This window comes from Fredinandcohnia onubensis (assembly GCF_002734285.1).
GTDB lineage: Bacteria > Bacillota > Bacilli > Bacillales > Bacillaceae_L > Ferdinandcohnia > Ferdinandcohnia onubensis_A.
Map to the genome: position 1 here is coordinate 52,920 of NZ_NSEA01000023.1, position 25,918 is coordinate 78,837.

17 protein-coding genes are annotated in these 25,918 nt (G+C 35.1%); 12 read left to right on the forward strand and 5 right to left on the reverse strand.

Annotated features, from left to right (window positions below):
• Positions 1-96 precede the first annotated feature (96 nt).
• Positions 97-1,632: a carboxypeptidase M32 gene (locus tag CKJ95_RS19985; RefSeq protein WP_099355218.1), complete on the forward strand. Its 1,536-nt coding sequence runs from the start codon at positions 97-99 to the stop codon at positions 1,630-1,632.
• Between the two features lie 173 nt (positions 1,633-1,805).
• A complete protein-coding gene (locus CKJ95_RS19990; protein WP_257215877.1) occupies positions 1,806-2,960 on the forward strand; it encodes a Na+/H+ antiporter NhaC family protein in 1,155 nt (384 codons plus the stop codon).
• Between the two features lie 205 nt (positions 2,961-3,165).
• Here the strand turns inward: CKJ95_RS19990 and CKJ95_RS19995 are convergent, their stop codons facing one another.
• A complete protein-coding gene (locus tag CKJ95_RS19995) occupies positions 3,166-4,392 on the reverse strand; it encodes a Bcr/CflA family multidrug efflux MFS transporter (protein ID WP_099355219.1) in 1,227 nt (408 codons plus the stop codon).
• 575 nt (positions 4,393-4,967) lie between these two features.
• On the opposite strand from CKJ95_RS19995, the gene CKJ95_RS20000 reads away from it, so the two are divergent.
• From CKJ95_RS20000 to CKJ95_RS20010, 3 genes are all read left to right on the forward strand, one after another.
• Entirely contained in the window at positions 4,968-5,363 is a 396-nt protein-coding gene (locus CKJ95_RS20000; RefSeq protein ID WP_099355220.1) for a fibronectin type III domain-containing protein, read from the forward strand.
• Positions 5,347-7,455 (forward strand): fibronectin type III domain-containing protein, encoded by a 2,109-nt coding sequence (locus CKJ95_RS20005; RefSeq protein ID WP_099355221.1) that lies wholly within the window; start codon positions 5,347-5,349, stop codon positions 7,453-7,455. The genes CKJ95_RS20000 and CKJ95_RS20005 overlap by 17 nt, the downstream gene beginning before the upstream one ends.
• A 157-nt stretch (positions 7,456-7,612) precedes the next feature.
• Entirely contained in the window at positions 7,613-8,602 is a 990-nt protein-coding gene (locus tag CKJ95_RS20010; RefSeq protein ID WP_099355222.1) for an LAGLIDADG family homing endonuclease, read from the forward strand.
• 451 nt (positions 8,603-9,053) lie between these two features.
• Here the strand turns inward: CKJ95_RS20010 and CKJ95_RS20015 are convergent, their stop codons facing one another.
• Entirely contained in the window at positions 9,054-9,929 is an 876-nt protein-coding gene (locus tag CKJ95_RS20015; protein ID WP_099355223.1) for a LysR family transcriptional regulator, read from the reverse strand.
• 348 nt (positions 9,930-10,277) lie between these two features.
• On the opposite strand from CKJ95_RS20015, the gene CKJ95_RS20020 reads away from it, so the two are divergent.
• The 6 genes from CKJ95_RS20020 (at position 10,278) to CKJ95_RS20045 (ending at position 17,545) form a co-directional block, all read left to right on the forward strand.
• Positions 10,278-11,297, forward strand: a complete 1,020-nt coding sequence (locus CKJ95_RS20020) for a TAXI family TRAP transporter solute-binding subunit (RefSeq protein ID WP_180271605.1) — start codon at positions 10,278-10,280, stop codon at positions 11,295-11,297.
• 39 nt (positions 11,298-11,336) lie between these two features.
• The gene (locus tag CKJ95_RS20025) at positions 11,337-13,262 is read left to right on the forward strand and encodes a TRAP transporter permease (RefSeq protein ID WP_099355225.1); all 1,926 of its coding nucleotides are present in this window, start codon (positions 11,337-11,339) and stop codon (positions 13,260-13,262) included.
• Between the two features lie 196 nt (positions 13,263-13,458).
• On the forward strand, positions 13,459-14,661 hold the full coding sequence (locus CKJ95_RS20030; RefSeq protein ID WP_099355226.1) for a homocitrate synthase/isopropylmalate synthase family protein: 1,203 nt from the start codon (positions 13,459-13,461) through the stop codon (positions 14,659-14,661).
• A gap of 17 nt (positions 14,662-14,678) precedes the next feature.
• Positions 14,679-15,440 (forward strand): SDR family NAD(P)-dependent oxidoreductase, encoded by a 762-nt coding sequence (locus tag CKJ95_RS20035; RefSeq protein WP_099355227.1) that lies wholly within the window; start codon positions 14,679-14,681, stop codon positions 15,438-15,440.
• 271 nt (positions 15,441-15,711) lie between these two features.
• Positions 15,712-16,758 carry a hydroxyacid dehydrogenase gene (locus CKJ95_RS20040; RefSeq protein ID WP_099355228.1) on the forward strand — a complete coding sequence of 349 codons (1,047 nt, stop codon included), beginning with the start codon at positions 15,712-15,714 and terminating at the stop codon, positions 16,756-16,758.
• On the forward strand, positions 16,742-17,545 hold the full coding sequence (locus CKJ95_RS20045; RefSeq protein WP_099355229.1) for an SDR family NAD(P)-dependent oxidoreductase: 804 nt from the start codon (positions 16,742-16,744) through the stop codon (positions 17,543-17,545). The genes CKJ95_RS20040 and CKJ95_RS20045 overlap by 17 nt, the downstream gene beginning before the upstream one ends.
• A gap of 246 nt (positions 17,546-17,791) precedes the next feature.
• Here the strand turns inward: CKJ95_RS20045 and CKJ95_RS20050 are convergent, their stop codons facing one another.
• The 3 genes from CKJ95_RS20050 to CKJ95_RS23585 all read right to left on the reverse strand — a co-directional run bounded on the left by CKJ95_RS20050 (position 17,792) and on the right by CKJ95_RS23585 (position 21,991).
• On the reverse strand, positions 17,792-19,243 hold the full coding sequence (locus CKJ95_RS20050; RefSeq protein WP_218962767.1) for an aldehyde dehydrogenase: 1,452 nt from the start codon (positions 19,241-19,243) through the stop codon (positions 17,792-17,794).
• Between the two features lie 29 nt (positions 19,244-19,272).
• Entirely contained in the window at positions 19,273-20,154 is an 882-nt protein-coding gene (locus CKJ95_RS20055; RefSeq protein WP_099355231.1) for an NAD(P)-dependent oxidoreductase, read from the reverse strand.
• A 1,699-nt stretch (positions 20,155-21,853) separates the two neighbouring features.
• Positions 21,854-21,991, reverse strand: coding sequence for a hypothetical protein (locus tag CKJ95_RS23585; RefSeq protein WP_180271607.1), 138 nt, complete (start codon positions 21,989-21,991; stop codon positions 21,854-21,856).
• A gap of 1,122 nt (positions 21,992-23,113) precedes the next feature.
• On the opposite strand from CKJ95_RS23585, the gene CKJ95_RS20060 reads away from it, so the two are divergent.
• Complete coding sequence (locus CKJ95_RS20060; RefSeq protein ID WP_099355232.1) at positions 23,114-24,913, forward strand: hypothetical protein; 1,800 nt, start codon at positions 23,114-23,116, stop codon at positions 24,911-24,913.
• Positions 24,914-25,918 lie beyond the last annotated feature (1,005 nt).

Consider the following 25,918-nt stretch of genomic DNA (forward strand, 5'->3'; position numbering starts at 1 on the left):
TTTATTATTAATTTTCGAAATTTTTATTTATAATAGGTAATAGACTGAACAGTCGATTTTATTTTTTCGAGATGAAACTCGAAATGGGGGTATAGTATGGCTAACCAACAAGTAATAAATGCTGAACTTCAAGAAAAGGTAGATCAATTTAAAAAATTAGATGAAAAAATCACACATCTAAATAGTGTACTTGCTCTAGCAGATTGGGATCAAAAAGTAATGGCTCCGAAGAAAGGACGTTCTCTTTTTGCCAATTCCATTGGAACCTTATCAACTGAGATATTTAAGCTATCTATCTCGAAGGAAATGGGTGAGCTATTAGAGGTATTAACAGATGATAAATTGTATACGCAACTAGATGACGTAACAAAAGCAACTGTACGTGAAAGAAATAACTTCTATAAACAGTCAAAAAGCATTCCATCAGAACTATATAATGAATATATCGTGTTGACTTCAAATGCAAATGATGCATGGGAGGAAGCTAGAGAAACAAATAATTTTGAAGTTTATCTTCCATATCTTGAACGAATTGTGGAAATTAAAAAGGAATTTACGAAGTATTATGGGTATGAAGGCCATCCATATAATGCATTATTAAATGAATTTGAGCCAGGATTAACCGTTGAAGTGCTTGACCCACTCTTTACAGATTTACGAAAAAGCAGTATTGATTTATTAAATCGAATCAATCTATCATCTTCTAAGCCAAGTGGCGAGGTTTTTGAAAAGCTTTACAATCCCGAGATTCAAAAAGAGTTTAATAAATTCTTATTACCGCGAATTGGATTTGATATGAATGCAGGAAGACTTGATGAAACTGTACATCCATTCGCTCAATCGATTAATACAGGGGATGTCAGAATTACAACCCGCTATCTTGAGGATAATGTTCGGTCTGCGATCTTTGGGACAATCCATGAAGCAGGACATGGTATTTATGAGCAAAACGTAAATCCTGAACTAGAAGGAACATCAATCTGCAATGGAGCATCCTTTGGAATTCATGAATCACAATCAAGATTTTTAGAAAATATGGTGGGACGTAGTGAAGAGTTTTGGAAGTTCTTCTATCAAGATCTCCAAAATCATTTCCCTGACCAATTAGGAAATCTGGATGTGAACGATTTTTATCGGGCAATTAATATTGTTGAGCCTTCATTTATTCGAGTTGAAGCAGACGAATTAACTTATAATCTACATATCATGCTTCGTTATGAAATAGAAAAAGGTCTCATAAGTGGAGAAATTGCCGTTAAAGACCTTCCGAATGTATGGTATGAGAAGATGAAGGACTATTTAGGTATTGTACCTCCAACTGATACTTTAGGAGTACTGCAAGATGTTCATTGGTCATTTGGTGGTTTGGGATACTTCCCATCATACTCACTTGGAAACTTATATGCGGCCCAAATTTTAAATACCATTATGAAGGAACTCCCTGACTTTTACGGTCATATTGAAAGAGGAGAGTTTAGTGTCATTCAAAACTGGCTTAAAGAGAAAATACACCAATACGGTGCTATTTATACACCTGATGAATTAATTAAGAAAGTCACTGGAGAAAGCTTAAATGCTACTTATCTAGTGAACTACTTAGAAGAGAAATATTCAAAGGTTTACCAGTTATAAGCTACAAAAAGTATGAAAAAATATTAAACCTCGTTCCTTTATTGGGACGGGGTTTAGTTGTAGTTTTATCGGAAATGAATGAATGGTATAATGCTTTTTGGAAAGTACAAGTAAGAAAGCTATAGGAGTGAAAAAAACTGAACAACGATAGATTTACAATAATTCAGATATGTATGCTCATAATTATTACACTTGCAGGAGTTTTATTTTCTGTAAGCTTTCATATCCCATTATTTATTGGATTTTTACCTGGATTTGTATTTCTCATTTCATTAATAAGAGGGAAAGGAAGATCTCTTCGTGAAATATGGAAGATATGTAGAAAGGGAATAAGCAAAACACAGACTGTCATTCTCATTCTATTTCTAGTTAGTTTTATCCTTCCTTCTTGGTACGAAGCAGATACAATTCAAGTATTAGTTTCTGTTGCACTACAAATTGTTACACCTGATCATTTCTTTTTGCTCTCCTTTATTATTGCTATGCTTTTTTCAATGACGCTAGGTACTTCTATAGGAACACTAAGTGCAGTTGGGATTCCAATCATGAGTAGTGCAATTTCGATTGATTTGGCACCTCATATAGTAGCTGGAGCATTGTTATCTGGAGCATTTGTTGGGGACCGAACCTCACCTTTTTCAAGCGCTTTTCAGTTATTATCACACACTGTTGAGATTTCTAATAAGAAGCAATTTCGTGCATTGTCACTAACTACTATTCCAGCAATATTAATTAGTATCGTTTTTTACAGTTATTTAGATTCCCAATATGACCTGAAACAAGGTGAAATAACAGTATTTAGCTGGGAAGAATTATCCTTTATGAAGTTATTACCACCACTTATTTTAATAGTAGTCGTATTATTTCGGAAAGGAATTGTCTATGCATTTCTATCTAGTATCATCGTTGCGAGTATCATTTCACTCATCGATGGAACTACCTTTTACCAACTTTTTCATGCCCTATTTTTTGGCATAAAGGGAATGGGCGGGGGCCTTATCAATATGTATATGCTTCTTATCTTTTTAGCATTGGCTGGCGCATATAATGGGCTTTTAGAAGAATATCGTGTCATCCAGCCATTAGTCGATGGATGGTTAAATAAATCAAAAACATTAGTTGAAGATTCCGTAAAAACAATCATTGCTACCTTTGGGATCTCTCTAATTGCCGCCAATCAGACATTACCGATTATCCTTACAGGAAGAACGCTGCTGCCGCATTGGATAAATAACCGAACGAAAACTGACTTAGCAAGAGTTATCTGCAGACTCGACCATGCTATTTCCAGGTATGATTCCATGGAGTGTACTAACGATTATGTGTAGTACGGTATTGGGATTACCGGTAACTACTTATCTTCCTTATGCCATATTTTTATGGAGTTTACCTTTTATTACGATAGTAGCTTCTATCTATAAACACCTTATTCCTAACAAAAGAAGGACAGAACATGTACAAAAGGCCTCCTAATATAAAATAGCTAAAGTCCCATAGAAAAAACGCAGAGTTTATGAATCTCTGCGTTTCTTATTATCCAGTATACTTTTTAGAAGTCTGTAAGCGTACTGATGGTCTGCGTCGTACCAGCCCAAAATATGAAAATAGAGCTAGTAAACTTGTTGATAAAATAACGACACCCATAGGAATGGCTGAATGTTCTCCCGCCACGCCAACAAGTGGAGAGGTTATTGAACCAAGAACAAATGGAAGTAAACCTAATAGGGCGGATGCACTACCAGCAATATGTCCTTGGGACTCAATAGCTAACGCGAAGGAAGTTGTTGAGATCATACCAATAGAACACACCAAAAAGAATATCGGAATCGCAACTGCTAAAAGTGATGCTTCTAACAAAAGAGCGATTAACAAACAAGTACCTGCTGAAGCGGAAAGAAATAAACCGAATTTCAAGAAAGTTTTTTCTGGGATAATATCTGATAAACGTCCAACAGACTGAGTTCCAATAATTAGCGCCAGGCCATTAACCCCAAATAGCAAACTAAATACCTGAGGAGATACCCCATATATATTCTGATAAACAAATGGAATACCCGACACATAAGCGAAAATTCCAGCAATGATAAAGCCTTGTGTAAGTGCATAACCTAGAAACTCTCGGTCTTTAAATAACGAACCAAAATTACTTAATACTTGAGTTAGATTACTTGGCACTCGCTTTTCCACAGGTAATGATTCTTCGAGATTAAAAGAGATTACGAGAAATAACACAAAGCCCACAACTGCTAATACAATAAAAACACCGTTCCAGTCAGTGATTGAAAGAACGCCACCACCAACGATTGGGGCAACAATTGGCCCAAGGTTACCAACCAACATTAATAAGGAGAAAAACTTAGTTAATTCTCTGCCACTATAAATATCCCGGACAATGGCTCTTGAAATTACAAGACCACCCGCTGCTGCAAATCCTTGTAGAAAACGACCTACAATAAATAGATAAATAGATGGGGCAAAAGCACAAATGACGGAAGCAATCAAATACATGATGAGAAAAATCAGCAATGGCTTTCGTCGACCTTGTACATCACTCATTGGACCAATAATTAATTGTCCCAATCCTAGTCCTAACAAACATGTCGTTAAACTGACTTGGACTAATGATGCAGTCGTTTCATAATCCTCCACAATCGTAGGAAATGATGGTAAATACATATCAATCGTGAATGGTCCTAGAAGTCCAAGTGACCCTAAAAGTAATGCAAGTTGCAAACGTTTCGTTCCTGTAGGTTTGTTCATGTTGTTCTCGCCTTTCGTATAGTTATTAGGACTCGAAAAGTGTCCCTTCCGTACACTATGTACATTTCCTAATAATAACAAGCAACTGATTCATACGTCAATTTTTGGAACTTTCAAGAATTAAATAGATAAATTGTTAAATATTGTATTAGGAAGAGTGCCAAGAAAACTAGAACAAACTTTTGTTCCGAAATTTGACATGGAAACTTTAAAATAGACTCGATTTAGTTCGGTTTACTGGTAAGTAGCCGAGGCGAAAGTGAAAGCAAATATACTCCTTCATGAAGTCCATGTCAATGCAACAGGTTAATAATAGTCATTTCATTAGTAGTAATCATTTCCTCATACAGGACTTTTTGCACAGGAGAAAATAACCATAGTTATCTAAATATTCAATAAAATGATTGTATACGTACTTATATGGAAGAGATTAACATGGTTGTGAAATCCTAAATTCCCTTTTAATAAGCTTTTAAATGCATTCAGCATTTTAAAAAGTTTATATAAATTTTTTTTTAAAAAAAGGAGGGCAGGAAGTTTTTATTTACTAATTATATGGGAAGGTGGAAAAGTATTTGAAGAGCTTTAAGGTAATTTTATCTGTATTTCTTACTTTTTTATTCGTTTCAAGTAGCTTTAATGTAGTGGCAGCAGATTCAAAAAAGGGGGCATCTCCAAATGCACCTTCTTCACCTGTCAATTTACAGATTCCAAACCTAGCTTATGATGAGGAAAGCATCACTCTTGTTTGGGAAAAGCCTGAGCACTACAATGACATCGTTGATTTTAATATCTACATGAATAAGAAGAAAATTGGAAGCGCTTTAGAGGATAATAGTGGACCAGCGAAAGCCTATATTGATAATTTCTATGAGAATATTGATAAGGATAATTTTCACGAGAAGATTCTAATCCATAATTTTCAGGTTAATAATCTTAAACCTAATAAATCCTATGAGTTTAGGGAATGAATTACCACGTTACGTTGCAGGGAATAATTCAAAAGTAACCGGGAATGTAAAAGTAGAAAATGGCAAAATGAGCCCATTAGATCTTGAGTCTGATGATACTTTTGGAATTTTAGCTGCAAACCAATCATATGATGCACAAGAATTAGGGATGAATGTGAAATCTGCTTATGCTGCACGTTCAAATCTGATTACTGTACGTGGCGTAGATGGCATGTACTATGAAGGCATTACACAGCTAAATCCTGCAAATCATGGGATTGTAAACCTTCATAGTAAAAATATCGTTATAAATGGAACCATTTCTAAAACATATGATGGAAATAATGCGGATGGTTACGAGTTCGGTGACTCTCAAAATATCATGGTATTCAATAACTTTGTTGATACTGGTGATGATGCTATTAATTTCGCATCAGGTATGGGACAAGCAGCATCCAATAGTGAACCTACAGGAAATGCTTGGATATTTAATAACTATATTCGCGAAGGGCACGGTGGGGTTGTTACCGGTAGTCATACAGGTGGTTGGATCCAGGATTTCTTAGTAGAAGATAATATCATGTATAAAACGGATGTTGGTTTACGTAGTAAAACAAATACACCAATGGGTGGTGGGGCAAAAAATATCCTCTTTAGAAACAATGCCTTAGAAGGTATTGATGGAGATGGTCCATTTGTCTTCACATCTTCCTATACGGATGCAAATGCTTCAATCTTATACGAACCAGCGGAGATCATCTCGCAATTTAGAGATATGGAGATTGTAGATACAACGGTTCGAAATCAAGGCGGAAGTAAAAAACAATCTATTCTCGTTAATGGTAATAATGATGCTGGTGAAGTTTATCATGAAAATATTACATTTAAAAATGTGAAATTCGATAATGTTTATTCTGTTAATATGAATTACGCAAAAGGCTTCAAATTTATTAATGTAACTTTTACAAATGTTAAAGATAATGGTGGAAATCCATGGAGAATCAATAACTCTACTGGACTTGTTTTTGAGAATACGACAGATGCTCCAGCAGATGCAGCTCAACAACCCGTATGGTCTGAGAATGCAGGTATTCAAGCCGAATCTTCTCCTGACGGAAAAAGTGTTACATTAACTTGGGATGAAGCAACTGATCATTCAGGAGTTACGGGGTACACCATCTATAAAGATGGTGAAAAACTCAATGAAGACTATACAACAACTAATCAAACAAGTTTTACTGTTGATGGGCTAACTCCTGCTAAAGAATATACATTTAAAGTTGAAGCTACTGATGCTATTGGGAATCGAACTTCTAATGGCCCGGAAGTCAAGGTGAAAACAAGTGGTGAAGCTGACCAAATAGCTCCAGTTTTACCTGAGAATACAAAGATTTCAGAATCAACTACTAAGATTCCTTCTAGTGATACTTTTGGTGGGAAAGCAGTAGATGTTGTATATACTGGGTTTACTTGGACTTCTATCACTTGGGATGCAGCTAGCGACGACACTGGTATAGCCGGTTATAATATTTACGCAAATGGAAAAAAACATGGATTTGCAACATCAAATAAATACACACTAACAGGTCTTGAACCTGGCGAAGCATACAATATTAAGGTTGAAGCAGTAGATCTTGCTGGAAACAAATCTCCTTATAATAGTGTTCTAGAGTTTGAAACTGCTAAACCTTATCCAATAGGGGCACCTTCATTTGAAGGGGACTTAGAAGCAAAGATTAATACAGATGGAACAAGTGTTTCTCTTTCGTGGAATGAAGCAGAAGCAAAAAATCAAGATGTAATCGGATACCGAGTATATGTGAACAGTCAAGCTATCAAACCTGATGGCGCGACATTCACACCGATTAATTCGGAAATGACAACATCTGATACTAGCTATACCGTAACAGGACTAAAACAAGGAAAACGCTACACCTTTAAAGTGGAAGCAGTTGGCCGCGGTATTAAATATTCTAAGAGAGAAAGACTCTCAGATGTGCTACCGAACGGTCTTGTCGAAGTCTCAGGTTATAGATGGAGTGGATTCGGACCAAGTGTAGATGTTCACCTCATTCCTGGTAAAGCAAAGAACGAGCAAGCTAAATCTAATTAGTACATGTGGCAAATTTCTGGCTAGCCAACGTCATATTTATTGACGTTGGCTTTTTTGTAGACAAAAAAGTTCATAATTTCAGTGTAGCATCTTAGAACATTTGTTCTTATAATTATATTATAGAACAAATGTTTCTTATAGTTAAGGAGATGATGCAATGAGTGAAATGAATAGAAGACCAAAAACTAAAAGAACTTTAGAATATGACGGGATAATCAAATTGTATGAAGAGGGGTGCGAGACTTCTGAAATTGCAAAGCTTGCAAGCGTGACGCCTAGATACATAAGAAAAATCCTATCGGAACATCATGTAGAATTAAGACCATTTGGTAGTTGGAAACGCCAATACACTCTTAATGAACATTATTTTAAAAAATGGTCAAATAATATGGCCTATATTTTAGGGTTCATCCTAGCAGACGGCTGCATATCCGGAGCAACTCAAACAGTAACAATATCGCAAAAAGAGCCTGAGATACTTGAAAAAATAAAAATAGAACTAGGATCTAATTATCCATTACAACAAAATAAAAAGACTGGTGTATTTCTTTTAAACTTAAATAGCAAAATTCTAAAAGAAGATTTAATCAATATCCACGGAATAACACAAAACAAATCGTTAACCGTACCTTTCCCTCATGTTCCAGATGAATACATTCATCATTTTGTTCGAGGTTATTTTGATGGGGATGGGAATATTTATTCAAGAGGATATTTAATAAGTTTTGTGGGTGGTTCTCTCGAATTTATGAAGGGATTAAACAAAATCTTAGATCAAAAAAGTTTTGAACCTCGGATTGTTGCAAAAGGCAAATTCTATCGCTTATACATCAGCGGTAGAAAAACTGTTAAAGAATTTTACAATTGGATATATAAGGATGAGGAAATTTACTTAAAAAGAAAATATGATAGCTTTCCAGATAAAGATGTAAGTGCTAGCGAGTTAGAAAACTCCAAACTTAAATCCACGAAGGTGGCTGTTAAAGAAAGAAAATTACAATTTATTAATACCTTTGCCTCGAATAACTCTAAAGAATTCACATGCGATGAGGTAGGAATAAGTATGGCTACATTTCATCAGTGGATAAAAAAAGATAATGAGTTTAGGGAATTAATCAAACAAATTGAAAATGAGGGTGATTACTAGATTTAAAACATTATTTCGCCCATGCGCTATGCATATTAGTTGCAACCGTTCAATACTATGATTGAACATGTTTAGATTTAAAAGGAAGAGGTATTTAAATTAATATATGTATTTAACCAAACATCGCAATAAGCGATGTTTTTCTATTGTTCTACAAAATCCTCATGATTTCTTAATCATTTTCACAGTAGACATAATATCTATTAGATTTCAACGAAAATCGAATTATTCTCCACTTCCTATAATTATCAGTGCGGGATAGGGAATTATACGGTGCGCCTCTAAAAGTTATGCGGTACGGTTGGATAAGACATAACTCTTTCAATTATTGACATATTTTTACTTATATATACAAAATTCTGCTTGTAATACTCACAAACAATGTTTGAAAGTATTACTGCAGAATGAGGGGACCTTTATGACCAATAGGCACCCTTGCCACTTGTGCTAACTACCAGGTTTGTTTGAAAGCACCGAAGTTGTCCATGTACTCTAAAAAAAGTTCGATAATTTCTTTTTGGCTGGATGTTTCTGAGGTATAAAGCCAGGTGCTTCGTTCGAGTGAAGTACGATTTATAAATTGCATTTTTACTTTATTAAGATCAGGTGATTCGCTGAGACATAGGCCGGGCAGAATCGCATAGCCGAGCCCTTCTCTTATAAACTTTAAACTCGTTTCAAGCCCGTCCACCTTCATTGTATTTTTAGGAGGAATGTTGTATCGCTCCTCCCACCATCGATCAATTAACATACGTAATGAGATATTGGTAGTGTATTCAATTCTTGTTAGATTAGGCAAATCCGTAATATCAATTTCTCCTAAAGAAACAACGTAAATATGCTCCTTTGAAACAAGCTTCTTCTTTTTCTGAATGGAGATATTATCTCGTAGAAAAGCGATATCAATTTCATTTGTTGAGAACTTTTCAGTTAAATCATCACTAAACCCTGTCACTAATTTAAATTCAATTTCTGGGTAATCTGTAATAAAACTAGATAAGAGTTTAGGTAAAATAAATTGTGAGATAGCGGGGGATGCCCCAATTTTAAGAATACCTTTCACCAATTTTGCAGAGGAGTAAATATTTGCCTTTACATTTTCCCATTCACTAATCATTTTTTTTGCATAGTTGATGATAATCTCACCTTGTTTATTTGGTACAATACCTTTTTTATTACGCGTAAAAAGTTTAAGCTCGAGCTCCTTTTCGATATTATTTATACGATATGTTAGTGCAGGTTGTGACATAAATACTTCCTTTGAAACCTCGGAAATTGTCCTTTTCTCTCCAAGTTTACTTAAAATAAGCCAGTCTTTCATTTCCATTACTTGTCACCTCACTTCTCTAAACTGCATACCCAGAAGGGTATTTCTCAAATTTAAAAAAGACAGAAAAGGTATTTGTGTAAAAACTTTTAAACTTGGAATCTATAAAAAATTTTTATAGAATCAATTAAAAATAATCTATTTTTAATTATAAGACAATTATACTATGATAAACAGAGGGAATAATCAAAAAAGTTATAATTTTCTTTTTTGTAAGGAGGAGGGGTTAACATATTAGGTAAAAAACTAGATTAGGGAAAATGAATAAATTCTAGTGAATATTGAAAACGATTTCAACATTAAGGAAACAGGAATTAAAAATAGTTTAAAAAAATAGGGGGAAAAACATTGAAAAAGGTTGCGAAAATTAATCTCATTTTATTAGTTTTAATCGGATTGGTTCTATCAGCTTGTTCGGGGGATAAGGTAAATGGAGGAGAATCAGACTCTAGTAGTACAACAAACCTTGTTTGGGGTGCTGCATCACTAGGATCGAATGCTCAAATGATTGCAACAGCAATTGCAAACGTAATTGGTGGTAAGGAATCAGATATTAAAATTTCTGTTCAAGCAACTGGCGGTTCTTCAGAAAACCCACGCTTGATTTCAAAAGAACAGGTTGATATTGCTCACGTAACAGATGCATATAAGGCAACTAAGGGTATTGATATTTTTGAAGGCGAAGATCCAGTTGAGCTTTGGAGTCTATTCACAATGTACTCCAATGAATTAGTATTTATCGTTCCAGAGGATAGCGAAATACAATCAGTTGAAGATTTAGTTGGGAAAAAGGTATCAACAGGACCTCCAGGTGCTGGGGTTACTCAAATGTCAAAGGCAGCTTTAGAAGCTTACGGAGTATTTGATCAAATCGAAGTAATAAATCTCGGATATAACGAAGCAGTAGACGCATTAAAAGACGGTGTAGTTGATGCAATTGGAAACTTTAGTAGTTTAGGAATTCCAAGTCCATCTTTAGAACAGCTTGATCAATCTTTCGACTATAGAATTTTACCGATGGATACTGAAATCCTTCAAAAAGCTTTCGACCAATACCCTGACTACGGCCCAGTAGTAATTCCAGATGGCTCATTCTCTGAAATTGACGAAGATTTCCATACACTAGCATCATTTTCAATTGAATTTGCTGATTCAAGAATGACTGATGATGTTGCATATCGTATCGTTAAAAATATTTACGAAAACTTGGAAGAAGTTGGGTCATATCACAACCTTGCTAAGAAAATGAAATTAGAAAACGCATTAATGGGATTACCAAAAGAGGTTCCAGTACATCCAGGTGCTGCTAAATACTATAAGGAAAAAGGCATATGGAATGAAAGCTATTTAGAAGGTGCAAGAAAGTAATAATCCAGTTCTAGAACATAGGAAAGGGGGAGTTTGTTAGTGTTAAATTCTGACATCGAGCAAGTGGACAATAATGTGAATAAGAAAGTTTTAATGACCATTTTTGGAATATTAGCTTTCACTATGAGTTTATACCAACTCATAGCGGTTATTAGACCAACATTTTCTCCCGTCGAACACCAAGCCATTCACTTAGTTTTTGCACTAACTTTAGTGTTCATATGGGCGTTAACAAGTAAGAAAAACACTTTATTTAAAATCATTGATGCACTTTTATTAACAGGAAGCGTTATATCCTGTATCTATATACTGATTAATTTTGATCGACTAATTACTCAAGCGGGAATAATAAATACGATTGATGTGATAATTGGAACAATCTTACTTGTTGTTATCTTAGAAGCGACAAGAAGAACCTTTGGAATTGCGTTACCGATACTAATTATCATTAGTATTTTATATGTCCGTTTTGGATACCTTTTCTCGGGCTTCTTTTACCATGCTGGTATAGAATGGCCAAGATTAATCACATCTTTAACGACCAACCTAAGTGGTGTATTCGGTTCAATTTTAGATGTATCTGCTACATTTATAGTGTTGTTCATGATATTTGGCGGTATGCTTGATGCAAGTGGTGCTGGTAATTTCTTTATAAAATTATCAATGGCAATTGGAGGGAAATCCCGTTCTGGCCCAGCACAGGCAGCTGTTATAAGTAGTGGTTTAGTAGGTTCAATTAACGGAAGTGCCGTATCAAACGTTGCTACAACTGGTGTATTTACAATTCCATTGATGAAAAAAGCAGGATATTCTCCAAAAATGGCAGCGTCAGTTGAATCCGTTGCCTCAACAGGGGGTATGATTTTACCGCCTGTCATGGGTGTTGGGGCATTCGTAATGGCTGGTATTACTGGCATTCCATATATTCAAATAGCAATTGCGGCCATTTTACCAGCTTTACTCTATTATTTTACAGTGAGCACAACAATTCACCTTCATGCATTAAAGCATGATTTTAAGAAAGTAGATGATAGTGAAATACCTAGTGTGAAAGAAACCTTAAAAGAGGGCTTTCACTTCCTTATACCATTGATTGCTATCGTGTACTTCATGGTATCAGGTATGTCTGTCATGAGAGCAGGTTTTTGGGGAGTAATCATACTAATAGCAGTAGTTGTAATTCGTAGAACGATTGAAACAAAAAATTATGTTCTTACCCAGGAATTTTGGAATTTTATTAAAGAAGGTATGATTTCAGGTGCGAAAAATGCAATGAGCGTTGCAGCGGCGTGCGCTGCAATGGGAGTTGTGTCTCAGGCATTCATTATGAGTGGTCTTGCATTTAAAATTGTGTATTTTATCAAGGACCTTTCTGGTGGTATGGGACTTTTAGCGCTAGTCTTAACCATGTTAATTTCGATCTTCTTCGGGATGGGAGTACCAACAACTGCTTCTTATATTTTAGTAGCTGTTATAGGTGCTTCTGCATTAACTGAACTAGGATTCCCACTTTTATCAGTACATTTATTCATTTTCTATTATGCAATATTAGCGAATATCACTCCGCCTGTAAGTGCGGCAGTTTTAGTTGCATCAAAAATTGCAGACTCAAATTATATCAAGACCGGAATTACGGCGATACGAATCGGTTTACCAGGGTTTATCCTTCCATTCTTATTTGTATATCATCCTGAATTATTATTACAAGGTAGTCCAGTAGAAATCATTGCAGTTGCGATTTCTTCCTTCTTGGGAATGTTTATGCTAGCTGTTACATTTGAAGCTTATTTCTTAAAAGAAATAAATGTCCTAGAACGAATAATTGCCGGAATTGCTAGCTTAACATTAATGTATCCAGGTGTATTTACAGATATAATTGGTTATTTGTTATTTGGAGGACTACTCGCATCACAAATATATGGAAGAAAAAGACTAGTGAGCTATGAAAATAAATCTGTAATGTAACAGAATAATTAATCAATAAAACTATTAATTAGGTATTGTATTGCTGTTGATATAAGACTCTAAAAAGCTCCACTACCAATAACATTTGGAGCAAGGAAACTTGCTCCTTTTGCAATTTTCAAAAAAGAGGCTGCGATTATACGCTATATGTTCACAGTAATACAATGCCAAATAAAACGAGGGGAAGATACTAATTATGGAACATTTATTAAAAGCCATAAGCCCGATTAATCACTTAAAAGAAGTAGAAAAGTCTTTCTTATTTCCAAAAGAGGTCATAATATCTGACTGTATATTACGAGACGGGGAACAAATGGCAGGGCTGGCATTTTCATTAGATGATAAAGTTCGCATTGCAAAGCTTTTAGATGAATTAGGAGTAAATGAAATAGAAAGCGGAATGCCTGCTGTTTCAGAAGATGATGCGGAAGCTGTAAAAAGAATTGCTTCCTCTAGTTTAGATGCGAGGGTAACCGCATTAGCCCGAGCAACGAAGACAGATATTGATAAGGTCCGCAACTTGGGAGCTTGGGGTGTGTCAATCAGCCTACCAATAGGTGATTTACAACGAAAACATAAACTAAAATGGTCAGATGAGAAATACATTGATATATGTTTATCCTTGACTAGCTATGCTAAGGAACAAGGATTATATGTTATTTTAAGTCCTTATGATACTACGCGTGTTGATTTGAACTTTTATGAAAGATTTTTGAAAGCCCTAAAATCGGAAGGTACAGTTGACAGAATTCGCATTGTTGATACAGTAGGATCTGCTCATCCAGAATCACTTCGTTATCTAACTCGTTATATAAAAAATATTTATGATGTTGAGCTTGAGGTTCATTGTCATGATGACTTCGGATTGGGAACTGCAAACACGATTGCTGCATTATCATCAGGTGCAGAGGTGGCATCTGTAACTATGAACGGTATTGGAGAACGTTCTGGAAACACTGCATTAGAAGAGGTAGTAACTGCATTAGACGTGTTATATGGAGTAAATACAAAGGTGAATCTATCAAAGCTTAAGGAAGTTTCAGAAAAAATTGAGAGCATTACTGGTATTTCATTGCAGCCACACAAAGCAGTAGTAGGGAAGAACTCCTTCCGACATGAATCCGGTATGATTGTCGCAGGGATTATAGAGGAACCTTTTGTTGCTGAGGCAATCCGTCCTGAAAGGGTTGGCCAAAAGCGCGAAATCGTAGTCGGAAAGGGTAGCGGTATTGTATCTCTTCTACATAAATTAAAAGAATTACAAGTAGATGAGACTGCTGTTAACGGTACTGTATTATTGAATAAAGTAAAGAATTTTGCGATTGAGAAACGAAGAGCATTAACAAATGAAGAACTACTAGACCTATATCATGAGGTTCAGCTTTCACATAATCTTTAAACCTAGGGGGTAGAAAGATGGGTAGACTGCAAGATAAAATTGCTATTGTGACAGGGGGAGGATCTGGAATTGGGAGATCAATTGTTGAAACATTTTTATCTGAAGGTGCAAAAGTAATTGCAATTGACATAAACGATGATTACCTCAAAACTGTAACCCATGAGCTAAATGAAATATATCCTGGTTCCTGCATAGGGAGAGTATGTAATGTTACGAAAGGTTCTCAGGTGACAGAGCTTATCAATTCAGCCTGGGATGAGTTTGGAAAAGTTGATATTTTAGTAAATAACGCTGGGGGCAGTATGAACCATTCGATTCATCTCCTCGATATTACGGAAGAAATGTGGGACCAGGTATTTGACTTAAATGCGAAAAGTGTATTTTTTTGTTCACAGACATTTTTGCGTAAACATATGCATAATGATTCGACAGGTGTTATCGTTAACATGGCTTCTCAATCAGCCATCGTTCCAAATGAGTCAATGAGGCCACATTATAGTGCTGCAAAAGCGGGAGTTATTGGTTTAACCAAGCATATGTCAAAGGAATTTGGTCCATTAGGGTTTAGAGTAAATGCGGTAGCACCAGGCTATTGCAAAAGTGGTGAACGGATAGCGAAAATTTGGGAATCACGAGATACAAAATCAATTTTACGAAATGTAGCATTAAGAAGGACATCCACTCCAGAGGAACAAGCTGCGGCAGTACTTTTTCTAAGTTCAGATGAAGCTTCATACATCACTGGCGTAGTTTTGGATGTAAACGGTGGGGGCTTCTAATTTTTTTTATTTACAAAGGGTGTTGAATGGCGTACAGAAATGGCCATTTTTCACCCTTTACTTTAAGAACCCCATAATTTTGAATATTTTTAAAAAAACGAAAGAATAAATGAACATAACAGTAAACTCTAGGTTATTGGCATATAAGAAATGAATGACTTAGAAGAATTGCAGATCACAAATTATGGTTTGTAAAAAAGGAAAAAAATAATTTCAAATAACAGAGGGTCAATAAAATATCTCTTTGTTACATAGAAAGGGAGAAAAAGTAGTGACAAAAAAAGTATTTATTATGGAACCAATTGATGATATGGCAGACACTTATCATATTTTCAAGACAGAGGGTTATGATGTAGTTGTTGGTCCCCCTGTGTCTGCTGCTGATAGTGGTTATTCTGAATTAGAATTAATCGAACTTTGTAAGGATGTTGATGCAGTATTAGGGATGGCACGTGAAAAAATCACAAGAAAAGTCATAGAGTCAAGTCCAAAACTACGTGTCATCTGTAAATATGGTACAGGTGTTGACAATATTGATGTTCAGGCTGCAACGGATAATGGTGTTCTCGTAACAACTGCACCCGTACATAATATGACTGTAGCTGAATATGCTTTTACGATGATTCTTTCTGTGTTACGGAAGGTACCCCGTAATTTTGACTACCTAAAAGCCGGTAACTGGAGAGACGCTTCAACAATGGGTAGCGAATTATATCGTAAAACAGTTGGGGTTGTAGGTATTGGAGCAATTGGGAAAGAACTTGTAAAAAGGTTAAGTGGTTGGGATGTTCAAATTCTTGCGTATGACCCTTATGCAACTGAGGAGGTAACAACCAAACTCGGTGCTACATTAGTAGATTTAGAGACTTTATTAAAAGAGTCGGATGTTGTCTCATTGCATGTTCCTTTAATGGATTCTACAAGAGGGTTAATTGGTCATAATGAATTAGCATTAATGAAAAAGACTGCGATATTAATTAATTCATCACGTGGTCCAATTGTTGATGAAAAATCACTTATTGATGCATTGCAAAAAGGAGTGATTGCAGGAGTAGGATTGGATGTATTCGAAAAAGAGCCAATCAGCCTTGATAGTCCACTTTTACACATGAGCAATGTCGTGTTAACTCCACATGTCGCCGGTTATACGTTTGAATCATTACATCGGATTTCTGTTCAAAGCTCAATCAACTGCTTAACGGCTCTAAAGGGAGAGAAACCAGATTTCTTGGTAAACCCAGCAGCACTTAATAAATGGCAAAAAAAACATATAGATAAAACCTTTTATGGTGGTGGTTTAGGTGAAATTCACAGATAAGGTAGTAATTATTACTGGTGGCTCACAAGGAATCGGTAAAGACATTGTATTAAATTTTTGCAAAGAAGGAGCAAAGGTTGCGGTATTTGATACAGACGAGGAAAATGGTATGAAGTTGGTAAAACAAATCCACAATCAGGATGGAAAAATCTCGTTTTATAAGGTCGATGTGAGTGACCATGAACAAGTGACTGACACAGTAACTGAGGTTGTAACATATTGGGGTACAATTGATATTTTAGTTAATAATGCAGCAATCACAAATCCACAAACAACAGAGGATATACCTGTACAAGATTGGAAGCGGATTGTCGATGTAAATCTTAACGGAGTGTTTGTATGCTCACAAGTGGTTTCAAAGCAAATGAAGAAAAAAGGTTCTGGAAAAATTGTTAACATTTCATCAGTTGCTGGAAAACGAATTGGCTTTGCAAGTGGAAGTGCATACACGGCATCAAAAGCAGGTGTGATTGGATTTACGCGTCATCTTGCTTACGAACTAGCGCCATTTGGTATTAACGTAAATAGTGTCTGTCCAGGAGGAACACTTACTTCTTTATATGAATCTATCACTGACGAACAAACATTAGAAAAAAGAGTAAAATCAATTCCTTATGGTCGGTTATGTACACCACAGGATATTTCAAATGCTGTTCTATTCTTAGCATCTCCCGAAGCGGATATGATTTGTGGAGTATCTTTAGATGTAGATGGTGGAAGCATGTTAGGGTGGTATAATATACAGGACTACTATGCAAATCGAAAACGGATTGGAGAGAAGATCTGAAAAAACACGAAAGAAAAATAGAATTATTAATTAATTATGCTACATAAGTGCAAGGTAGAACTTGAGATAATATTTGAATCGAGCCAGAACCTCATAGGAATCCCTGTGGGGTTTTAATGTTTTTGAAAAGTATCACGGAAATTTTTGAGTTGTGAATTGGGGAAGTTAAATAACGAGAAAAATAGTAAGTGTTAAAAGAAAAAAAACTACAGCTCCAATATAGAAGCTGTAAGGGGATAAAAAACCTTATACATTTATTGAAAATGGATCCTGGATATTATCTGACAGGTCAATCATAACGTTTTTCACACGTGTATAATCTTGGAGCGAATGCCAGCCTCTTTCACGGCCAAAACCACTATGCTTCATGCCACCAAACGGTGCTTGAGCTGCACTTGTACGATAGGTGTTAACCCATACAGTACCTGCCTCGAGTTGTTTTGCAACACGGTGAGCTCTTGATAAATCAGTCGTCCAAATTCCTGAGGCGAGTCCGTAATTTGAATTATTAGCGATTGCAATTGCTTCTGCCTCATCCTTAAAAGGAATCATACATAAAACTGGGCCAAATATTTCTTCCCTCGCTACCTTCATGTCATTTTCTACATTTACAAGAATCGTAGGTTTAATGAAGTATCCATTAGTAGGGACAGAACCCTCATTTCCTACAATTACCTTTGCACCCTCTTCTTCAACATCCTTAAGCATATTGGTAATGGAGTTGTATTGGTTTTCGTTCGCAACTGGTCCCATTTCAGTGCTATCATCTAACGGATCACCAAGGCGAATTTTTTTCGCACGTTCCGCAAGTCGATTTGCAACTTTAGCGTAAATCGACTCTTGTACAAGAAGTCGTGAACCAGCGATACAGGTTTGACCACTTGATGCAAAAATCCCAGCCATTGCACCAGGTACGGCTTTATCTAAATTGGCATCCTCAAAAATAATGTTTGGAGACTTTCCTCCTAGCTCTAATGTTAATGGAATGAAGTTGTTTGCTGCACTCTTTCCAATAAAACGCCCAGCAGTAGTACCTCCTGTAAAACTAATTTTTTGCACCTTACCAGACTCAGTAAGCATTTGACCAACACGTCCATCACCCGTTACGATATTTATTACACCAGGAGGGAACCCTGCCTGCTCTACTAATTGGCCAAACAATAATGTCGTGACTGATGCGTGCTCGGAAGGCTTAACAATTGCACAGTTTCCCGCTGCTAAAGCGGGAGCTAATTTATTCATTAATAATTGGAGTGGTGAATTCCAAGCAGTGATTAGAACACATACTCCGACTGGCTCACGCAACGTGTAGTCGAATAAATTTAAATTATCAACAGGAATTGTCTCGCCGTAAATTTTATCTGCGTAACCTGCATAAAAGCGGAGCATACGTGCTGCAAAAGGAACTTGCTTTTTTGTTTCTCGTAGCACTTTGCCATTATCCTTTGTTTCTAGGAACGCTAGTCTATCTGTATTTTCATCTATTAAGTCTGCAAGCTTAAACATTAGCTTTGCTCTTTCATAACCACTTTTCTTTTTCCATACAGTATGAAAAGCCTTATTTGCAGCGTCAATTACATAATTGATGTCGATTCTACTTGCCTGTGGAATTGTTCCCCAGATTTCTTTGTTATATGGATTTATTACAGGATGGCTTGTTTGTTCAGAGCTTTCCTTCCATTCCCCGTTGATAAGCATTTTGTACGTTTTTATTTAAAAAACCTCCTTTAGTTTGTAAAATCAATGTCATTCCATTTTTCCCATAGCTTTGCAATGGCTGCGTAATCCAAGTCACCGTAACCAGCCTGTTGAGCAATTTCGTAAACAGTATGAGCACCTTGGACTGAAAATAAAGGAACATTAAGTTGTTGTGCAAGATTGAGGTAAAGAGTGGAATCCTTTCTTGCATTAGCTGTTGACATACCACCTTCATATTTAGAATTGCGAATTCGTTCTTTGTAACGGTGTGTTAATGGACGTAGCAATGCAGTTTCACCCCTGAGTAGGTCATAAATTTTTTCTGGTTGAATACCAAGCTTTACTCCTAGAGCTGCTGATTCAACAATCACGCTCATAACAGCATGGGCAACACCATTGTTGATTATCTTTGCTGCCACCCCCGCACCAAGACCACCCATTAATTGAACATCTTTCGATATCGCTTTCAAAACATCGCTTACTTCTGGAAAAACATCGTCAGAATCTCCAACAAGCAAGTCAGCTTTTTTGTTTTTCATATGCTCTACTCCACCAAGAATGGCTGCATCTATTATTCTAATACCACTTGAAGAGCTAGCCTTCCTCATTTGTTGGACTTGACTAGGCAGTACTGTACTTGTCTCAACGATAATTGAATTAACTTTCATAATTGGGCTGGCAGTTGATACAATTTTACTAGAAATGTCGGCTCGAGGCATAGACAAAATTAGGACATCCACTTTAGGAGCAAGTTCTTCAAGTGAATCCACGGTATGTACTCCTACTTCTTCCATTTCAGTCCTTTTTTTTATATCAATATCAAATCCAATTACCGAGAATGACGTAGAAAGTCTTTCAGCAATGGCACCACCCATATTGCCTAACCCAACAACTCCAACGATTTTTGTCATATAAAATAAACCCCCAAAGATTTCAAATTAGAAAATAGATATTGGAATTACTATAATTTTACCTGAGTTTTCTAATAATTAAAATTTTAGAGTTTTTATATTATGATATAAAAGAATCTTATACAATGCGGGGAAAAAGGGACTAGGGGGGAGCTTCTACCTGTAGAGCAAAACAGCCAACTAAAAGAAGCCATTCTAATCCACAAATTTAAATTCAAATAGAACAGTATTATTAATTACAGTAAAATGAGACAAATGAAGTAGAAACTTCTAACATTTTTTCTATTAACGATATCCTTAACAGTGAATTATCAAAGTTGATTATATGCCCTTTCAGTAATGATTACACAATCAATACTTATGGACTCTGTTTCGAACCCGAATTTACAAGATGTCTTATTTGATTTAGTACGAAGAGGTTATATACTATTCTGTAAAGAAAGAGACAAGTAAATGCATAATAAAGAAAAAACTAATTTAACAATTTGTCATTGATAGCAGTTACAGAATATATCGATTATGTATTTTTGAGGATGCGAATTAGAAGAATTAGACAAGAACCGATTTGATAAAACCACAGAGAGTGAAGAACGAATGACAATCAGATTGACACGGCTCACCTTAGATTAGCAATCTAAATAGCATGCAAACGGAGTTGCTTATTGCAACTATGCTAATGAGATAGGATCAATTGAGGAGATTTTTAATGAAGCGAAATATTATCATGAAGAGTCGAATCGTTTGTACTCTACTCAAAAGAAAAAGAAAGGAGAAGAGTGGGGTTTTCCCATTCTTTTGTTACTCGCTAATGCCAGTAGATAATAAATACATACTAAAGCTTGTAAAATTCTTCAGGTATAAAAGGTTAAAATAAAGCGCTAATTACATAATCAACATTATATCGACTTAAGCGACATTAATTGTGTCGCTTTTTAATGAGGAAATTTTGTATATTGGTATAGGAATATGTATGGAGGAGAATCGCATTTTTAGACAAAAAAGGAGAAAGTTAAGGGAACAAAGAAAGTTATATATAAATGGAAAGAATATGATTTTGTTGATTTCTTTATAAGGTTTACCCCCTGGTATAGCCCGGTAAAAATTGACTCAATCAGTTCTAAAATCAAGGAGTAGAACCTTATAAAGATAATTTGAGGCTGAAGAAAAACCTATGCAGAAAAGTTTTGCTAAAAATATAAATCTAAAGAAAATACGCTTGTCATTAGTACCAAGCGCATTTTTAATTCAACAAATTAGGGCGATGACATGCACCGTATCAATACTTTTTACCATCGAACACGGGTGAAAGCAATTAACTACCAAAGATCGACCGAAAATGAGTATGACCTCCCTATCGTTGCTAGAAATAAAAATGATTACCTGGTTGAAGAAAAACTGAGAGTTATATTTTATACACGTAAAAATAATAGTCTACATATTTAATAGGCAATAGCAGAAAATAACTAAAGTTTCCTTCAGGGAATTATTTGATGATATGGTAAGGCTCAAGATTCGTCAGCAAATAAAAGATGTACTCACACGTATACATCTTTGCTTAATTTAACAGATTACAATACACCCTATTTACAAACTCAATTTCCCTTATAAACTTATTTTTGGTATATTCTCTTTTTTTAGCAGTGGATGCATCAGGATTGCTCGGATAACTGTAAAAAAACACTATAATCAAATTTCTTATTCATTCCTCATATTGTTCGCATTTTTGGCACCAACCACATTCATTACATACTGTTTTGTACCCAGGGTGATATTCGCATTCTGTAAATCTCATTTCATCTCCGCCAGTGCAACGTTCACAGTCATCGTACCATCCCATATTCGTCACCTCCTAATAGATATGTGATAATTATAAAACATAATGTAATAATTTGTTATATTTTTTGTTAAAGGAAGTTGTAAAATTCCCATTACTTTTAGCTACTTAGAAAAAAATGGGTTATAAGAACAGGACTTATAATAAACCAAATAAAATTAAGATTGAATGAACTTCCGATTGACGAAGCAAAGGGAACTATTTATAAAGAAAATGATTATGTCATTTTGAATGTAAGGCGTACATTATTATTTTCTGGAAAGGGTATTGTGAAATGGTATAAATCAGAAGGAGATTTATACATAATAAATTATCTTTATTGGAGTTAAAAAAACACTTCCTTTAATAATAAAAAAATATTAAAAGCTGAATTTAAGCGAAATATCGAAAACAATGCTTACTCTATCTCTATAATGAAAATCAATTGAAACTTAAACCGATCCACCTCAAAAACTATCTTATTAACTATTAACCGAACTGCCTTAGGGCCAGGTTATATAGTAGCTTATATAAAATATTTGGAGGAGAAATAAAAGTTTGTTTACTTTTGAGGTACAAATATAAGTGCCTTGTGAACTATATTCTTATTAAGAGGCTGTCCGAAAAGTCCTTGAAAAGTAATTTGAACTCGCCCATTTATTTATTTTTTTATTTATTAAGTCTGATAATAATGGATTGTTGGTTTCCGCGGGCAAACTGGGGCCTCCAAAAAGTGTAATCAAAAACAGAAATAATTATGGTAATTTGGCGCTATGACTTTTTACGGTGTAACACCTCTAACAAGTGTAAAATCAATCCTAGCCAATGGACACATCCCCTAGGTGGGAGACCGCTTTAAAAAGTGCCGGAATGAAGTACTGGACGAAAATTTAGTCCTTTATAAGTCATTTTACCAGTGAATTTCCTTCAGAGGATTCAGTAGAATATGAGAAAGTCTCAAAAAAAAGAATTACATCAGATTATATATATATATAAATATGTAGGCTAACATTTAAGAAGGTAGGATAATTACCCCCTTTTTTCATTAAATATTATTTCCATATTTAATCTTTGTAAGAAGGTATTTCCAATTACAGCATGGAATATTTTTATATAAATAACTATCATTCTATCAGGGGGATTCAAATGAGGACTAAAGTATCATGTTTATTACTATTAGCAATCGTTTTAATTTTAGTGATTTCCGGCTGCTCAAACAAATCTGAAGTCAAAAACGATGAGAAGAAAGAAGAAAAGGCAGTAGACAAGAAAGAAGAAATATCAATTGAGGAATTATTAAATGAAGCCAACATCGCTGTTAAACCTTATCCTAATTACTTTGGAAGAGATTCCTGGTCAATTGAACAAGTTAACAAGACAGAAATCTCTATAACGAATGCAATTAAAAACCTTCCCTTAGGAGGTCTTATAGTAGACGTTTGGTATGGACTAGATGACTTAGCTATTTTATCTGAAGCTATTAAAGAGGGGACGTATTTGGGGATTAGAATGACTCCAGAAGAAACTCTTAGCAAGTTATTAAAAGATAATAAAAAATACGCTGATTTTATGAAATACATTGCGGATGGAATGGAAAAAGGAGAAACCATAGAAAATCTAATTCTTGACCCTTTATACTTAGTTTCAGCAGATGAGGAAAAATCATACAGAACCATTAAAATTATGTCATATGCTTTTATGAAAAATGAATACGAAGAGATTCCCTATGGAGTGTGGAGTGGGTTTATTAATGGCACCAAGATACCTATCTCAGTGGAAATAGAGAATGATGAACTTATATTCTATGGCCGCAAAACAAATAAAAACACGTTATACGCTAGAACGTATTCTACATTTCAATTTACAAAAGGACAAATTCCTCGAGCTTTCGGAAATATCAACGGGCCAGATTTAGCCAACGAAGAATTTGAAGGGATGGGCATTATTACTGATAGAGTAAGGGAATTAGCCTATGATATCTATCTTGTACTCGATGATAAAGAACCAGTGTATTATCCTGAATATGCTAAAACTTTAGTAAGTAGTTATGAGGAAACAGAAAAAACAATGTTGAAAAACTTTGGGCGCGCTATTGAAGAATTAGCAAAAGGAACACAAACCTCAACTTCACAGAATGTAAAAGACTCTTTGCTTAAAATACATTGGGGCATGAGCTTTAATGAAGTAAAATCAATATTTCCTAATTTCAAAGAAGAGAAAGACCAATGGGGAGGAATAAATCTATCTCAAGAGGTTAACTTCTATAGCACAACCCCTTGTATAAAGGGTGATATTTTAAACCTCTATTTTAAAAATAATAAACTAGAAAATATTTTCCATACTTTTAATGTAAATCAAGAATGCAATATTGATGATTTCGATAACATCGAATTAGTAAAAGATGGATTTGAGGAACTATATCAATTAGTAATTCAAGATTATGATCCTACCAACAATACCAGCACGGAGGATTTAGGAACTAGTAAGAGTTGGGGAAATACAAATACATCATTCGACCTAGGTTTTTGGGTTGCTTTGGACATAGATCCTCCGACTCCTTATGGACACATTAATATTTCGAAAGTAAAAGATGGAGCACCAGTTGTGATGGCTGAAAAGCCCAAGGAGAAAGTCGTCCAATCTTCTAGTGAATGGATAGGGGATTATAGATTAAAGAACGAAGAAGGCAATAGACGTTTAGAAATTATCAACCAAGAGACAGGAACTATTGATTTTATCTTAAATGTTAATTCAGGACAACGCGCAGGCTTACTAGAAGGAACAGCTAAATTCACAGAAGGAAAACACGCCGTTTACCCTACGGATTCTAATGGTTGTGAAATTGACTTTACGTTAGAGAACGATGGAATAAAAGTTGAGGCTAGTGAAGGATGCGATGGCTATAAAGGTGCAGATACACCTTGGTCAGGATTCTACCCTAAGTGAAAATTCTCTATAACAATATTAAAAACTCAAGCGAGGCATATTAATATCCCTCACTTGAGTTTTTCTATCATCCTTTAGTTTTACATCCAACACAAAACACATTGTTTTATTGAATCTTTTCAAAACCCGCTACACACCGTTAATCTCAAAAACCATTCTAGGTCGATAACTATGGCGTAGAGCGACTTTCATATCATCTTCTTGGTCCAATATAAGCAGTTCTTAGATTTTGCATTTCACAATATAAATCGGGGAGTTCTTATAACTTTCCTTATGTGACCTACTAGTATAATAAAGCATTTACTTTTTTAAAGTTAAAAGTGCATGAGAGTTTGACAATCAGCATAAGCATTTTATTTCTAAGTTTAATGGAAATAATTTTGTAGAGGCACATCATCTAATACCAATGCAGTATCAGGATCGGTTTGAAAACAGTCTAGACATCCATGCTAATATAGTTTCAATCTGCTTAGTTTGTCACAAGAAAATAAATTTTGGAATGTTTAAGGATAAGAAAGAGATTTTAGAAAGCCTATTTAATAGTAGGAGGGAAAGACTTATCAAAGGTGGAATTAGCATTACCTTAGAAGAGCTTTACAGCTATTATCAGGATTGACAGGGAGGAGGGCAAATGCCCTACCTCTTCTTTTTGCTTTTTTGTATTAATATGGAATTACAGTAAACTTGAATACATTTACATTCTTAAGGTTTAAGAATAAACATATAGTATATTTTTCGTGATTTTGAGAAAAAATTATTAGTAAAGGTTATTGAAAAAAATGAGGGATACATATGGATTTACAAAAATTAATTTTATGCATAAATATTTTGGGAATCTGTTTTCCGATAGCACTTACATATATAATGGTAATAAATATTATTGTCGGGATTACGATTCAACCTGTATCAATAGTCGTCTTGGCTTTTGGATATGCTGTTATGATAAAACATAATATATTGTTTCGAGAACTATGGGATAGATGGAAAAATAGAATTTAATGGTTT